At 75.5% G+C, this 13,910-nt stretch carries 13 protein-coding genes; 7 read left to right on the top strand and 6 right to left on the bottom strand.

The features are described 5' to 3' along the window. Positions 1–283 precede the first annotated feature (283 nt). Together ACFZBX_RS08980 and ACFZBX_RS08975 are read right to left on the bottom strand one after the other, a co-directional pair. On the bottom strand, positions 284–757 hold the full coding sequence (locus ACFZBX_RS08980; protein ID WP_391532380.1) for a hypothetical protein: 474 nt from the start codon (positions 755–757) through the stop codon (positions 284–286). Positions 758–935: 178 nt separating this feature from the next. Further along, positions 936–1,928, bottom strand: coding sequence for a DMT family transporter (locus tag ACFZBX_RS08975; RefSeq protein WP_391532378.1), 993 nt, complete (start codon positions 1,926–1,928; stop codon positions 936–938). Between the two features lie 47 nt (positions 1,929–1,975). Here ACFZBX_RS08975 and ACFZBX_RS08970 point away from each other — a divergent pair, with 47 nt between their 5' ends. Continuing rightward, positions 1,976–2,503 carry a MarR family winged helix-turn-helix transcriptional regulator gene (locus tag ACFZBX_RS08970; RefSeq protein WP_391532376.1) on the top strand — a complete coding sequence of 176 codons (528 nt, stop codon included), beginning with the start codon at positions 1,976–1,978 and terminating at the stop codon, positions 2,501–2,503. A 32-nt stretch (positions 2,504–2,535) separates the two neighbouring features. Beyond that, on the top strand, positions 2,536–3,183 hold the full coding sequence (locus ACFZBX_RS08965) for an AAA family ATPase (RefSeq protein ID WP_391532374.1): 648 nt from the start codon (positions 2,536–2,538) through the stop codon (positions 3,181–3,183). On the opposite strand, the gene ACFZBX_RS08960 is transcribed toward ACFZBX_RS08965, so the two are convergent. Further along, entirely contained in the window at positions 3,168–3,461 is a 294-nt protein-coding gene (locus ACFZBX_RS08960; RefSeq protein ID WP_380751487.1) for a hypothetical protein, read from the bottom strand. The two genes, ACFZBX_RS08965 and ACFZBX_RS08960, sit on opposite strands and share 16 nt — an antisense overlap. Before the next feature lie 377 nt (positions 3,462–3,838). Here ACFZBX_RS08960 and ACFZBX_RS08955 point away from each other — a divergent pair, with 377 nt between their 5' ends. After that, positions 3,839–7,786: a phosphodiester glycosidase family protein gene (locus ACFZBX_RS08955; RefSeq protein WP_391532372.1), complete on the top strand. Its 3,948-nt coding sequence runs from the start codon at positions 3,839–3,841 to the stop codon at positions 7,784–7,786. Positions 7,787–7,901: 115 nt separating this feature from the next. On the opposite strand, the gene ACFZBX_RS08950 is transcribed toward ACFZBX_RS08955, so the two are convergent. Continuing rightward, complete coding sequence (locus ACFZBX_RS08950) at positions 7,902–8,303, bottom strand: winged helix-turn-helix transcriptional regulator (RefSeq protein ID WP_391532370.1); 402 nt, start codon at positions 8,301–8,303, stop codon at positions 7,902–7,904. Between the two features lie 129 nt (positions 8,304–8,432). Between ACFZBX_RS08950 and ACFZBX_RS08945 the strand changes: the two genes are divergently transcribed. Further along, on the top strand, positions 8,433–9,371 hold the full coding sequence (locus tag ACFZBX_RS08945) for an NADP-dependent oxidoreductase (RefSeq protein ID WP_391532367.1): 939 nt from the start codon (positions 8,433–8,435) through the stop codon (positions 9,369–9,371). 78 nt (positions 9,372–9,449) lie between these two features. After that, the gene (locus ACFZBX_RS08940; RefSeq protein ID WP_391532365.1) at positions 9,450–10,163 is read left to right on the top strand and encodes a ribonuclease H; all 714 of its coding nucleotides are present in this window, start codon (positions 9,450–9,452) and stop codon (positions 10,161–10,163) included. 8 nt (positions 10,164–10,171) lie between these two features. On the opposite strand, the gene ACFZBX_RS08935 is transcribed toward ACFZBX_RS08940, so the two are convergent. Both ACFZBX_RS08935 and ACFZBX_RS08930 read right to left on the bottom strand, forming a co-directional pair. Further along, complete coding sequence (locus ACFZBX_RS08935) at positions 10,172–10,438, bottom strand: hypothetical protein (RefSeq protein WP_391532363.1); 267 nt, start codon at positions 10,436–10,438, stop codon at positions 10,172–10,174. Between the two features lie 66 nt (positions 10,439–10,504). Continuing rightward, positions 10,505–10,888, bottom strand: a complete 384-nt coding sequence (locus ACFZBX_RS08930; RefSeq protein ID WP_391532361.1) for a hypothetical protein — start codon at positions 10,886–10,888, stop codon at positions 10,505–10,507. A gap of 442 nt (positions 10,889–11,330) precedes the next feature. Here ACFZBX_RS08930 and ACFZBX_RS08925 point away from each other — a divergent pair, with 442 nt between their 5' ends. After that, positions 11,331–12,017: a hypothetical protein gene (locus tag ACFZBX_RS08925; protein WP_391532360.1), complete on the top strand. Its 687-nt coding sequence runs from the start codon at positions 11,331–11,333 to the stop codon at positions 12,015–12,017. A gap of 209 nt (positions 12,018–12,226) precedes the next feature. After that, complete coding sequence (locus ACFZBX_RS08920) at positions 12,227–13,894, top strand: PQQ-binding-like beta-propeller repeat protein (RefSeq protein ID WP_391532358.1); 1,668 nt, start codon at positions 12,227–12,229, stop codon at positions 13,892–13,894. Positions 13,895–13,910 lie beyond the last annotated feature (16 nt).

The following is a 13,910-nucleotide window of genomic DNA, read 5'->3' as shown; positions in this document are numbered from 1 at the left end:
GGGGACACCAGGATCACCTCGAACCGGGACGAGGGAACGACGGCAGCGCTGCGGTGACGCACGACCGACCTCCCTCGACTCATCACGGCACGCACGCCCCCCGGAACCCCGGACGGCGCGTCCCTGCGTGCCGAGTGTAGGAACCGGCCCGCCCCGGGTCACCCGGTTTTCCCACCCCCCGTCAGCAGCGCCGGCGGGAGCGGTGGCCGGCCGTGGCGCCCGGGGCCCTCCCTCGGACCGGAAGCCCGGCCGGCGGACCCGGCCGGGCTCGGGGAGCACCTCGCTAGTACCACGGGGGGCCGAAGGTGAAGGGGTTCCACGGGAGCCAGGAGCCGTGCACATCACGGATCCTCGCCCAGTAGGCGCCGTCCGAGCCGCGCCCGGCGATGAGCAGGTTGCCGCGCCCGTCCGACTTCTTGAAGATGCCCCCGCTGAGGACGCCGCCGAGCGTCACCCACGAGCTGACCGTGCCGTTCGGGTTCATCCAGCGCGTCCACAGGGCGTAGTCCGTCCCGACCGCGAACGCTTGGAAGGTCCCGTCGTCGAACATCACGTACTGCGGCTGGCCGAACACGCCCCCGCACCTGATCGGCCCCCCGAACACGGGCAGGCCCCTGACCTCCTCGGTCGAGGAACTGCACACGAGCTTGTCCGGGTAGGTGACGGCGTGGGCCGCACCGGCCGTGCTCACCGCGCCGCCGGCCGCCAGCGCCACAACGGCCACCGCCGCGGCGCAGGCCTTCCTGATCCTCTTCATGCCCAACCCCAGGATGACGATCCGCACCGCTCCGCCGGACGGCGGAGCAGGACTGCCGCACCCCCGCGGAGCAAGCGCCGCGGCCCGGGTGTCGGCCTCGCCGAGAACCCTCGGGAATTCCTGACGTCCGATCAACCTCCTTGTGACAAAAAGGAACTGCCGTACATCGCGGACTGCCTCAACGCGCACCGGATCGGCCCCGCCACACCCCCGCGCGGCCACCGGACCGTCCCGACGGAGATGCGCCCGCATCCGGCGGCACATGCGAGGGCCGCGGGATCCGGGGCCCCGCAGCCGCCGGGTCGGGCGAACCGGCGGGGGCGGCGCCCCGCGACGGGCGGCCGAGGGCGACGCCGGTCAGGACCAGGAGGAGGCCGGCGAGTTGGAGGGGGCCGAGGCTCTCGCCCGCCAGGAGGGTGCCGAGGAGGACTCCGGTCAGGGGGTTGAGCAGGCCCACCAGGCCGACCGTTCCGGGCGGGAGGTGGCGCAGACCGGTGAACCAGGCGGTGAAGGCCAGGGCGGTCGCCACCACCGCGACGTAGCCGAAGGCGAGCAGTTCCCGCCCGGTGGGGGCGGCGGGGGCGCCCTCGAAGGCCGCCGCCAGGGGGAGCAGGACCAGGCCGCCGGCCAGCAGTTGCCAGGCGGTGGCGGTGAGCGCGTCCGCGCCGTCGCGCCAGCGGGCGGCGAGCACGTAGCCCAGCGAGGAGACGACCATCGCCGCCGCCGAGGCGGCCAGGCCGGGGAGGCTGACCGGCTCGGCGCGGGTCAGCACCATCAGGCCCACCCCGGCCAGGCCGGTCAGCGCGCCGAGCAGGTGGGCCCGGGCGGGGCGGGTGGCGGTCAGGACCCACGCGAGCAGCAGCATCGCGAGCGGCGAGGCCGCCATCACGGTGGAGGCGACGCTGGTGGCCAGCGACTGCGAGGCGATGTAGAGCAGGACGAAGAACCCCGCGGTGTTGAGCAGCCCGAGCAGCGCCGAGCGCCACCACCAGGGGCCGCGCGGGCGGCGCGGGCGCAGCGCCAGCAGCAGCAGACCGGCGGGCAGGGCCCGCAGGGCGGCGCCCCAGAGCGGACGGTCGGCCGAGAGGAACTCGCGGGTGACGTAGTAGTTGGCACCCCAGGCCACCGGCGCCACGGCGGTCAGCAAGACCCACCGAAAACTTGCTTCCATGGAAGACAATATAACTTCCCAGGAAGCTACTGGGCTACGATGCGACCATGGAGCAGCACGACCCGGACCACGTCGCCCTCATCCAGGCCGAGTGGCACCGCGAACGGCCCGACCTCGACGTCTCCCCGCAGGCGGTGATCGGCCGGCTGCACCGGCTGGCCGGCCGGCTCACCGAGGAGCTCTGCCTGGTCTACGGGCGCTACGGGCTGGGCGAGGGCGAGTTCGACGTGCTGGCGGCGCTGCGCCGGGCGGGCGCGCCGTTCGAGCGGGCGCCCGGGGAGCTGGCCGCGCACACCATGGTCACCACCGGCGCCATGACCAAGCGGATCGACCGGCTGGAGCGGGCGGGCCTGGTCACCCGCCGGCGCAGCGAGGCCGACGGGCGCGGCCGGGTGGTCGCCCTCACCGAGGCGGGCCGACGGCTGATCGACGAGGCGTTCACCGCCCACATGCGCAATGAGCACCGCCTGCTGGACCTGCTCACCGCCGAGGAGACGGCAGCACTGGAGGACCTGCTGACGACCTGGCAGCGGCGCCTCGACCACCCCACAGACCCAAAGGAGAAATCCGGATGATCCGACCGGATCCCGCACGATAGCGTCGCGGGATGACGAATCGGACCTGGGACATCCTTCTGCTCGGCGGCGCCTCCGGCGTGGGCAAGAGCCTCGCCGCCGCCGGGCTCGCGACCGACACCGACACCGGCGGCACCGCCGCCTTCGTCGTCGAGTTCGACGACGTGGTCGCCGCCGTCCAGGAGCTGACCGTCCCCGAACAGCACCCCGGCCTCCACCTCTTCGGCGACGACACCGCCCCGGACGGCGCACTGACGCCCGAACGCGTGCTGGAATTCCAGATCGCCACCGCCGAGGCGCTGGAGCCGGCCCTGCTCGGCGTGGTGCGCAACCGGCTGACCGTCCCGGTCCCCGCCGTCGTCGAGGGCGACTACCTCACCCCCGCCGCCTGCGCCCGCGCGGTCGCGCTGGGGCGGGCGGCGGGGCGGGACGTCCGGGCGGTCTTCCTGCACGAGGGCGACGCGGACCGGATCGCCGCCAACTACGCGGCCCGCGAGCCGGAGAGCGGCGTGCAGGCGGACCGTGCCGAGGTCAGTGCCCGGTACTCGCACTGGCTCGCCGCCGAGGCCCGCCGGCACGCCCTCCCGGTGGTCGACTGCCGCCCGTGGGCGACGCTCGCCGACCGGATCGGCCTCACTCTGGGGGGCGCCGGCGCCTCCCGCGGTCAGATCAGCGTGTAACCGCCGCTGCGGAAGGTCGAACCCACGTTGCTGCAGTACGCGTAGGACCAGACCCCGCCCGACCGGGTCGGCCCGTAGACCACCTTGTTGTTGGCGCAGACGGCCCACGCGTAGTAGCTGCGGGTGCCGTCGCAGGACGCGCCGTAGCTGACGTAGTTGCTGTACGTCGAACAGGCCGCCACCCGGGCGGGCGCGGCCGAGGCCGGGACGGCGGCGAGGACCGGGACGGCGAGGGCGGCGGTGGCGGCCAGGGCCGCGGCCGCGGTGCGGATGCTCATGGTTTACCCCTCCGGTGGAGCGCGTTGACGACGACGAGGTGGTGCGCGCTCCACTGTGCGCCCCCGGCATGCTCCGCAATCGGCAGCAGGACGGGAAACCGCGATTCCCACCGCGCTTGTCCCGAGGGCCCGTTGTGTCATGTTCCCGCGGTAGATGTCATGTCCCGCGACGGATGGGGCTTTTGTTCGCACGGCCGAACGGACCGGTTCACCATCACGTGGTGTGACGGTCTTTCGTGGACGATTGGCTGCCGTCGGCCTGGTGATCACACTCCCGGGCCGCGCCGCACCGCGGCGCTCCCCATGCCGCCGACCGCGTCCTGCGCTCGCACCGGCGGTACGCACGTCCCGTAGCAGTACGAGGAGCTGAGCCACCGATGTCACCGCCCGTCACCCCCACGACGACCGCCCCCGTTCCCGCCCCGCGCCGTCGCCGGCGCCCCGCCGCGACGCTCGCGCTCTGCGCGCTCGTCGCCGCCGGCCTGCCCGTCCTCGCCCCCGCCACCGCCTGGGCCGCGCCCGGCGGACCGGCCGCCGCAACCGGCGCCAACGGCCCGGCCTCCAACGGCACGGCCGCCGACCCCGGCCTGGTGCTCGACCGCCCCGGCGAGTCGGTCGTCACCCGGCGCGACGTCACCCCGATCGCCCCGGGGCTGACCATGACCGCCTTCGACCGGCTCGGCAACACCGGCTGGATCCGGGGCAAGGTCCTGGTCGCCGACCTCGCCACCAAGGGCCTGAGCGTCGACTACCTGTCCTCCGGCCAGGTGACGACCCGCCAGACCGTCACCGAGATGGCCCGGGGTGCCGGCGCGGTCGCCGCCATCAACGGCGACTACTTCGACATGAACGCCTCCGAGGCACCGCTCGGCGTCGGCGTCTCCCGCGAGGACGGCCTGATCCACGCCCCCGTCGAGGGCTGGAACCAGGCCGTGACCGTCGGCACCGACGGCCTGGCCCGGATGGCCGAGGTCTTCCTGGAGGGCCACGCCGCCCTGCCCGGCGGCCGCGAGGTGAAGCTCAACGGCGTCAACACCTACGGCGTGCCTGCCGACGGCGTCGGTCTGTTCACCCCCGCCTGGGGCAACGCCTCGCGCGCCAAGGTCGCCGGCGGCTCCTCGGAGGTCGTCGAGGTCGAGCTGCGCGACGGCCGGGTCACCGCCGTCCGCGACCAGTTGGGCGGCGCCGTGCCCGAGGGCGCCACCGTGCTGGTCGGCCGGGAGGCCGGCGCCCGCGCGCTGCGCGACCTCAAGCCGGGCGACCAGGTCTCCACCGGCTACCGGCCGCGCGCCTCCTTCGGCGAGGTCGCGGTCGCGGTCGGCGGCTACCAGGTGCTGGTCCGCGACGGCGTCGCCATGCGGCCCGGCGAGAACGACGGCAACGAGCTCAACGCCCGCACCGCCGTGGGCTTCTCCGCCGACAACAAGCGGATGTACCTGGTCAGCATCGACGGCCGGCAGGCCGACAGCCCCGGCATCAGCCTGCCCGACCTGGCGGTGCTGATGCGGGACATGGGCGCGCGCAACGCGCTCAACATGGACGGCGGCGGCTCGACCGCGATGGCCGCCCGACTGCCCGGCACCGCGCAGGCCGGCACCGTCAGCAGCCCGTCCGACAACGGCGGGGAGCGCGCCGTCGCCAACGGGCTCGGCCTGTTCTCCGCGCCGGGCTCCGGCCAGGTCAAGGGCTTCCGGGTCCGTCCGGCGGAGGCCGTGGACACCGCGAGCCGGGTCTTCCCCGGCCTGCACCGCACCGTCCGCGCGCTGCCGCACGACGAGGCCTTCGGCCCGGTGACCGGCAGCACCCCGCCGGTCCGCTGGTCGGCCGCCAAGGACGGCGCCAAGGACACGGCCAAGGGCGCGCCCAAGGACGGCGCGGCGGGCAGCGGCACCGTCGAGGTGTCCGGCAAGGGCACCGAGGCCGTCGTCACCGGCCGCACCTCCGGCCCGGCCGCCGTCACCGCCGCCGCCGACGGCGCCGAGAGCGGCACCCTGCCGCTGACCGTGCTCGGCGCGCCGGTGCGGATCACCGCCGGCACCGACCCGATCGGCCTGGAGGCCGCCGGCGCCACCGCGAGGATCGCCGTGACCGGCTACGACGCCCAGGGCCACGCCGCCCCGGTCGAGGCCTCGGACATCACCGTCACCGGCGGCGCGGGCGTCGTCGAGACCTCCGCCGCCGAGGACGGCTCGATCGCCCTCAAGGCGCTCGCCGACGGCACCTCCGCCACCCTCAAGCTGACCGTGGGCGGCCTGGAGACCTCCGTCGCCGTCACCGTCGGCATGACCGAGAAGCCGTTCGCCGACTTCTCCGACGCGGCCGCCTGGAAGTCCGGCAACGACCGCGCGCCCGGCGGCGGCGTCGCCCCGGCCGCCGGCCACGACGGCGGCAAGGGCCTGCGGCTGAGCTACGACTTCACTCAGTCGACCGGCACCCGCGGCCAGTACGCCATCGCCCCCGAGGGCATCGTGCTGCCCGGCCAGCCGCGCTCGATCACGATGTGGATCGAGGGCGACGGCAACGGCGCCTGGCCGCGCATCCAGTACCGGACCGCCGCCGGCGTCACCGCCAACCTGGACGCCCCGATGGTCACCTGGACCGGCTGGCGCAAGGTCGAGTTCCCGATCCCGGCCGGTGTGCAGTACCCGCTGACCTTCCAGCGGTTCCGGCTGATGGAGACCGGCGCCGCCCGCTCCTACAGCGGCGCGCTCACCCTGGCCGACCTGCGGGTCAAGGTGGCGCCGGACGTCGAACTGCCGGTGCGCCCGCGGGTCACCGACCCGGTGGTGCTCACCAACGGCACCGTGGACGGGAGCCCGCTGCGGGTCGCGGTGATGTCGGACGCCCAGTTCATCGCCCGCGCCCCGGAGAGCGACATCGTGCAGGCCGCCCGCCGCACGCTGCGCGACATCGCCGCCGCCAAGCCCGACCTGCTGGTCATCACCGGCGACCTGGTCGACGAGGCGAGCCCGGCCGACTTCGCCCTCGCCCGCAAGGTGCTGGACGAGTTCGACCAGCTCACCGGCCGGACCATCCCCTGGCACTACGTGCCCGGCAACCACGAGGTGATGGGCCCCGGCACCATCGACAACTTCAAGGCCGCGTTCGGCGAGACCAGCAAGGTGTTCGACGTCAAGGGCACCCGCTTCATCACCCTGAACAGCGCGCTCGGCTCCTTCCGGGCGAGCGGCTTCGACCAGATCGCCAAGCTGCGCACCACGCTGGACGAGGCCGCCGAGGACCCGTCGGTCACCGGTCTGCTGCTGTTCGACCACCACCCGACCCGCGACCCGCTGCCCGACCAGGGCAGCCAGCTCAGTGACCGCAAGGAGGCCGCGCTGATCGAGCAGTGGCTGTCCGGCTTCCGGGCGGGCGGCAAGTCCGCCGCGATGGTCAGCGGCCACGTCGGCGCCTTCCACGCGAGCAGCGTCGACGGCGTCCCGTACCTGATCAACGGCAACTCCGGCAAGGGCCCGGCCGCCGAGCCGGACCGCGGCGGCTTCACCGGCTGGACGATGCTCGGCGTCAACCCGGCCGCCGGCAAGGTCACCGACCCGTACGCGGTGCCGGCCGACGCCTCGGCCTGGCTGCGCGCCGAGGTGCGGGCCCGCGCCGACGCGGTGCAGCTGACCGCCCCCGAGTCGCTCGGCCTGCTGGACTCCGTGCCGGTCAGCGCGACCTTCACCCAGGACGGCGAGCGGACGGTGCCGGTCGCCTGGCCGGTCACCGCCCAGTGGGGCGGCCAGGGCGTGCACATCGGCCCGGCCGCCAAGGCCCCGCGCGGCGCCGTCGCCGCGTACGACCCGGCCACCGGCACGCTCACCGGCCTGCGCCCGGGCGGTGCGACGCTGACCGTCACCGTCGGCGGCGTGACGGCGGAGCGCAGGCTCACCGTCGGCTCCGTCCCGGCGTGCACCACCACGCTGCGCGGCGCCCAGAAGAAGCTCGCGGTCACCTCCGGCGTCACCTGCCTGGACGGCGCGACGGTCACCGGCCCGGTGCTGGTCCAGCCGGGCGCGGCGCTGGTCGCCAACGGCTCGACCTTCAACGGCCCGGTCTCGGCCCGCGGCGCGGCGGCCTTCGTGCTGACCGACACCAAGGTGTCCGGCCCGGTCTCGGTGAGCGGTTCCACCGGGCAGGTCGCCCTGCTCTGGTCGACCGTCGAGGGTCCGGCCCACCTGGCGCTCAACACCGGCGGCACCGCCGTCGCCGGCAGCACGGTGCGCGGTCCGCTGGACTGCGCGGGCAACACCCCGGCCCCCGGCAACGGCGGCCACGGCAACACCGTGAACGGCCCGAAGGGCGGTCAGTGCAGCGCCCTGTGACGCTGCCGGCCCGTCCCTGATCCCGGCCCGTGCGGCCGCCCCGCGTCAACGGGGGCGGCCGCACGGGCCTTCGGCGTTCCTGGACGGCGGTCCCCGGCTCTCCCGCGCCCTGCGGTCAGCCGGCCCGCCCGTCATGGGCCTCGCGGTGGGCCAGCACCTCGGGCATGTTCTCCTCCGCCCAGTCCTTGATCGCCCGCAGCAGCGGGAGCAGCCCGGCGCCGAGCGGGGTGAGCGCGTAGTCCACCCGGGCGGGGACGGCCGCGGTGACCGTCCGGATCACCAGGCCGTCGCGCTCCAGGGCGCGCAGGGTCTGGGTGAGCATCTTCTCGCTGACCCCGGCGAGGCGGCGGCGCAGGTCGCTGTAGCGCTGCGGGCCGTCGGCCAGGGCGTTGACGATCAGGCTGACCCACTTGTCGCCGATCCGCTCCAGCAGTTGCCGGGCGGGGCATTCGGCGAGGTAGGCGTCGTAGTCGGCCCGGGCGGCCGAACGGCGCTGGGCGGCGGTCGTGGTGGCCATCGGCTCTCCTCTCGGTGCGGTACGCACTCGCGGGTGCGTACTTCCCGCCGGAGAGCAACTCTCCCTAGGTTGGGTGGCGTTGGCAAGCCCCGCCGGTCCGCGGGGCCTCCCCGTTGGAAGGAGAGCGCGATGCGCGCCGTGGTCGTCCGCCGGTTCGGCGGTCCGGAGGTCCTGGAGCTGGTGGAGGTACCCGTCCCCGAGCCCGGCCCGGGTCAGGTGCGGGTGCGGGTGGCGGCGGCCGGGGTCAACCCGGTGGACGCGGTGACGCGCGCCGGGGTGCTGGCGCGGGCGGGGCTGATGGCGCCCGGGGAGACCACCGGGCTCGGCTGGGACGTGGCCGGCACGGTGGAGCGGCTCGGCGCCGGGGTGTCCGGGTTCGCGGTCGGGGACACGGTGATCGGGCTGCGCGACCGGCTGGACGTCCCGCTCGGCGCCTACGCCGACGCCCTGGTGCTGGACGCCGCGGCGCTCGCCCCCGCGCCGCGGGGCGTGCCGGCCGTCGCTGCGGCGACCCTGCCGCTCAACGGGCTCACCGCCCTCCAGGCCCTGGAGCTGCTGGACCTGCCGGCCGGCGCGACCCTGCTGGTCACCGGGGCGGCGGGCGCGGTCGGCGGCTTCGCCGTTCAGCTCGCGGCGCGGCGCGGGCTGCGGGTGGTCGCGGTGGCCGGCGAGCGGGACGCCGCGGAGCTGCGGGCGCTGGGCGCCCAGTGGTGCGTGCCGCGCGGCGCCGCCGATCTCGCCGCCGAGGTGCGCGCGCTGGTGCCCGGCGGGGTGGACGGCGCGCTGGACGCGGCGCTGCTCGGGGTGGCGGCGCTCGGCGCGGTGCGCAACCGGGGGTCCTTCGTCGCGGTGTCGGCGGGCGCGGCGCCGCTCGGGCTGCGCGGGATCCGGGTCGCCCACGTCTGGGTGGCGGCGGACGGCGACGCGCTCGCCGGACTCGCCGAGCTGGCCGCGCGCGGGGAACTGGTGCTCCGGGTGGCGGACACCCTGCCGCTGGAGCAGGCCGGGGCCGCGCACCACCGGCTGGCGCGGGGCGGTCTGCGCGGACGGCTCGTCCTGGTGCCCTGAGCCCCGGCCTCATGGGGGCCGGGGTCCCGGGCCCGGCGGGTGGTCCGCGGGGCCGCCGCGATTTGGCATGATCGCAGGATGAACGACCGAATCATCGCCGCCTGCGACGGGGCGGCCAAGGGGAACCCGGGCCCGGCGGCCTGGGCGTACGTGGTGGCCGACAGCACGGGCGCGCCGCAGCGCTGGCAGGCCGGCCCGCTCGGGCACAGCACCAACAACGTGGGCGAGCTCACGGCCCTGGAGCAGCTGCTGACCGCCACGGATTCCGCCGTACCGCTGGAGGTCAGGCTGGACAGCACCTACACCCGCGACGCGGTGACGAAGTGGCTGAAGGGCTGGAAGCGCAACGGCTGGAAGACCGCCGCCGGCAAGCCGGTGGCCAACCAGGAGCTGATCCAGCGGATCGACGGGCTCCTGGAGGGACGGGAGGTCGAGTTCGTCTACGTGCCCGCCCACCAGGTGGACGGCGATCCGCTGAACGCCATCGCCGACAAGGCCGCCAGCGACGCCGCCCGCACCCAGGAGGCGGCCGGCGGGACCGCCCCCGACCTGCCCGTGCCGGACCCGGTCACCGGCTCCCCGGCCCGGACCCGGCGCGCCCCCGCCACGGCCACCGCCAAGCCCCGCACCTCGGGCGGCTCCGGCGGTTCCACCGGCTCCGGCAAGGCGCCGACGCTCTCCGCCCGCTTCCCCGGCACCTGCCCGTGCTCCCGCCCGTACGCCAAGGGCACCAAGATCACCAAGGTGGGCTCCGGCTGGGGCCACGTGGAGTGCGCGGCCACGCAGTCCTGAGAGGGAGGCTAGGACGCGTCCGGTCCCCGGCCGGCGCGGCGGACCCGGAGCCAGGCGACGGCGGCCGTCAGGCCGACCGCGCCGCCGACCCCGAGCTTCACGGCGCCCTTGGCGACCAGCCAGCCGAGGCCGGGGACCGTCCAGCCCAGGCCGTGCAGCAGGGCCAGCAGCAGCACGCCACCGCAGAGTCCGGCCAGCACCGTGACCACCACGGCCGCGCCGGCGGGCAGTTCGCGTTCTCCGGCGTCCGGATCGTTCGTCCCCCGAGTGTCCATGGCGGCGAGTCTAGCCACGGCGGCACGCGGACGGACCCCGCCGGCCGGCCAATCCGGCTCTGGGGGTCAGCGCCGGGCGTGGTGGGTGTCGCCGACGTGTTCGCCGGTCTCGTGGTCGGGGAAACTGACGGCGAGGGTGACCCGGTATTCGAAGACGTCGTCGCGATGGCCGGGCACTCTCGCCCAGGCCAGCGAGTGCACCTCGGCCTCGGGCGCCTGCCGGCACCACGCCGCGGCCTCCTCCAGCGCACGGGCCGCCGACCGCCCCGTGCAGACCACCGCGGTGTACGCGGCCACCGAGAGGTCGCCGCCGCCCCGGCCGTCCTGGGAGGCGGACCGGACGGCGGCGGCGGCCCGGGTCAGGTCGCGGGCGAGGTCGTCGACCACCCGGGGCGGCGCGGGTAGGACGGCCGGGGCCTCCGCCACGGTCTCCGGCAGGTTGGTGCTCATTCTCAGGGCCTCCGTCCCTCTGGCATCCCCTTGGTCGCGCGCCCCGCCCCGTCCCGGGATCCGCATGATCACGGGCCCAGAATGCCGGGCCGCCGTTCCTGGCATGACCACTTTCACCAGAACGTCACCCGTCCGGGGAAGACGCCGTCCCGTGCTCGACACCGACCCAACCACACTGGTATTGAGGGTCCTTCGCATCCGGGCAGGTCAGCTCGGCCGGCCCGGGGCGCCGCCGGGGCCCGGCCGCACGTTCGCGTACCACCCCCGTGCCCCGGACCGCCGTCCCGGGCGCCCGGGCGCGCCCGTTCCGCGCCCGCCCCCGGGCGTGACGGAGCTGTCCAACTCCCGTAGCGCAAACGGGAAATAACGGCTCGCCGCAACCCGTAGGATCCTGCCACGTCGCCGTCCGCCGCACCGGCGGGCGCCATCGGAGGGGGTTCCCATGGACCGCAGGTCACCGCTCGCATCCGCCCGCCGGTACGGCCGGCTGCCCGCACTGGCCCTCGCGGCCCTCGCGCTGGCGGCCTGCTCCTCCTCGGGCGGCGGCTCGACGACGGCCGCCACCACACCGGCCGCACCCGCCGCCACCGCGCCGGCCACCACCACGCCCGCCACCACGCCCGCACCCGCGCCGACTCCGACCGCCACCGCCCCGGCGCCGACCATCACCACCCCGGCGCCGACCGCCACCACCGGCAGCACCCCCACCGTCGCGGGCAAGCGCCCCGCCGACGCCTGCACCCTGCTGACCTCCCCCCAGGTCGTCGCCGCCGTCGGCACCGGCGGCCCGTTCAGGGGTACCCACCACGATCCGAAGGACGGCAAGCCGGTCTGGGGCTGCACCTGGGGATCCCGGCAGTCCTACGCCTCCATCGAGGAGATCGAGCCCAGCCGGTACGCGGCTCTCAAGGCCAGCCCCGATCTCACGGCCGCCCCGATGCCCGGCATCGGCCGGGAGGCCCAACTGATCCGGCGCAAGGACGGCAGCTTCCCCGCGGTGTACTTCGTCGCCGACGACGGCCACGTCTACGAGGTCGAGGTGGTCAAGGACCGCGGCCCGGGCGACGACGCCGAGGCGGAGGCGCTCGCCGCGAGCACCCTGGCACTGGTCCTCTCCAAGGGGGTCTAGGGCGTTTCTTGCGGACCCGGCAAAGATCCGCAAGACACGCCCCAGACTCCCGGGCCGGCCGCGCCGCCGCCCGGCGCAGCCGGTTACCCCCGGCGCGTGAACGGGACGGGCACGATGGTGCCGGGCGGGTGCGGGTGCGGGACGGTCGTTCGCACAATGACGCCACGGCGCCGTTCCCCCGTACTCCCCCGACAGCCAAGGCGGATCGCATGAGCCGATCTCACCCACCCGCGCGCCCCACCGGACCGGCCCCGGCGCCGGCACCCCCGCCACCGACCCCCGCTCCCCCCTCCGCCCGCCGGGCCCGGACCCCGCGGTCCGCGGCGGCCCTGCTCTCCGGGTTCGCCCTGCTCGCCCCGGCCGTCGCCGCCGGTACGCTCGGCGGCGCGGCCCCCGCCCGGGCCGACAATCCGACCGTCTCCGTCAACGGCATGCGCACCGCCTGGGACGCCGCCGAGCCCGGTCTCGCCCCGGCCACGGTGTCCTCGGCCGGCTTCGGCCGCCGCTGGTCCACCGCCGTGGACGGCGCGGTGTACGCCCAGCCGCTGGTGGCCGGTTCGACCGTCGTGGTCGCCACCGCGACCAACCACGTCTACGGCGTCGACGCGGCCGACGGGCGGATCCTGTGGCAGCGCGCGCTCGGCAGCCCGGTGACCTCCTCCACAGCCTGCCTCTCCCCCGGCGCCGGAATCGTCTCGACGCCCGTCTACGACAGGGCGAGCAGGACGGTCTACCTGGTCGCCAAGTCCAGCGAGGGGGGCGCGCACTTCTCCGTGCACGCCCTGGACGCCGTCTCGGGCGCCGAGCGCAGCGGCTGGCCGGTCACCGTCCAGGGCGTGCCGGTGAACAGCCCCGGCGTGCCGTTCGACCCGAACACCTCCGCCCAGCGGGCCGGACTGCTGCTGCTCGACGGCGCGGTCTACTTCGGGTTCGCCTCGGACTGCGGGGTCGGCACGTACGTCGGCACGGTCGCCGGCGTCAACACCAGTACCCGCAAACTCACCCTCTGGTCGACCGAGTCCGGTTCCGCCTCGCAGAACGCGGGCGTCTGGATGAGCGGCGGCGGCCTGGTCTCAGACGGCCCCGGGCGGATCTTCATCGCGACCGGCAACGGCGCCGGCGACGGCTCCTCCCCGCTGAAGGGCCCGGGTGACCGGCCCGGCGGCCACTTCGCCGAGTCCGTCGTCCGGCTGGGCGTCAACAGCGACGGCAGCCTCGCCCCGCGGGACTTCTTCAGCCCCACCGACAACCGGGAGATGGACCACGGCGACGTGGACCTCGGCTCCGGCGGCCCGGCCGCGCTGCCCTCCGGCTTCGGCACCGCCGCCCACCCGCGCCTGATGGTGCAGGTCGGCAAGGACGGCCGGATCTTCCTGCTCGACCGGGACCGCCTCGGCGGCATGGGCCAGGGTCCCGACGGCACCGACGGCGTGGTCGGCACCACCGGCCCGTTCAAGGGCGTCTGGGGCCACCCGGGCGTCTGGGGCGGCGACGGCGGGTACGTCTACCTGGTCGAGAACTACGGCGCGCTGCGCGCCCTCAAGTACTCGGTGAACGGCGCCGGGAACCCGCAGTTGACCAGCGCCGCGACGAGTTCCGAGGGCTTCGGCTACGCCTCCGGCTCCCCGGTCGTCACCTCCGACGGCACGGCGAGCGGCTCGGCCCTGGTGTGGACGATCTACTCGGGCACCGGCCCGGGCGGCCAGAACGGCGAGCTGCGGGTCTATGACGCGGTTCCAGTCAACGGCACGCTCAAGCTGCGGCGCAGCTTCCCGCTCGGCACGGTGACCAGGTTCTCGGTGCCCGCGACGGACGGCGGGCGGGTGTTCGTCGGCACCAAGGACGGCCGTCTGCTGGCCTTCGGCCGCTCCGCCTGAGCCCGTCGGCGGCCCC

This window comes from Kitasatospora sp. NPDC008115 (assembly GCF_042957205.1).
GTDB lineage: Bacteria > Actinomycetota > Actinomycetes > Streptomycetales > Streptomycetaceae > Kitasatospora.
Note: the sequence above shows the minus strand (reverse complement) of the source record. Positions and strands in the feature narration are given on the sequence as shown.

Coding starts and splice junctions, on each gene's coding strand:
- ACFZBX_RS08955 (WP_391532372.1), top strand. CDS start 3,839: ATGTCACCGCCCGTCACCCCCACGACGACCGCCCCCGTTCCCGCCCCG.
- ACFZBX_RS08950 (WP_391532370.1), bottom strand. CDS start 8,303: ATGGCCACCACGACCGCCGCCCAGCGCCGTTCGGCCGCCCGGGCCGAC.
- ACFZBX_RS08925 (WP_391532360.1), top strand. CDS start 11,331: ATGGACCGCAGGTCACCGCTCGCATCCGCCCGCCGGTACGGCCGGCTG.
- ACFZBX_RS08975 (WP_391532378.1), bottom strand. CDS start 1,928: ATGGAAGCAAGTTTTCGGTGGGTCTTGCTGACCGCCGTGGCGCCGGTG.
- ACFZBX_RS08940 (WP_391532365.1), top strand. CDS start 9,450: ATGAACGACCGAATCATCGCCGCCTGCGACGGGGCGGCCAAGGGGAAC.
- ACFZBX_RS08965 (WP_391532374.1), top strand. CDS start 2,536: ATGACGAATCGGACCTGGGACATCCTTCTGCTCGGCGGCGCCTCCGGC.
- ACFZBX_RS08980 (WP_391532380.1), bottom strand. CDS start 757: ATGAAGAGGATCAGGAAGGCCTGCGCCGCGGCGGTGGCCGTTGTGGCG.
- ACFZBX_RS08945 (WP_391532367.1), top strand. CDS start 8,433: ATGCGCGCCGTGGTCGTCCGCCGGTTCGGCGGTCCGGAGGTCCTGGAG.
- ACFZBX_RS08970 (WP_391532376.1), top strand. CDS start 1,976: ATGGAGCAGCACGACCCGGACCACGTCGCCCTCATCCAGGCCGAGTGG.
- ACFZBX_RS08920 (WP_391532358.1), top strand. CDS start 12,227: ATGAGCCGATCTCACCCACCCGCGCGCCCCACCGGACCGGCCCCGGCG.
- ACFZBX_RS08935 (WP_391532363.1), bottom strand. CDS start 10,438: ATGGACACTCGGGGGACGAACGATCCGGACGCCGGAGAACGCGAACTG.
- ACFZBX_RS08930 (WP_391532361.1), bottom strand. CDS start 10,888: ATGAGCACCAACCTGCCGGAGACCGTGGCGGAGGCCCCGGCCGTCCTA.
- ACFZBX_RS08960 (WP_380751487.1), bottom strand. CDS start 3,461: ATGAGCATCCGCACCGCGGCCGCGGCCCTGGCCGCCACCGCCGCCCTC.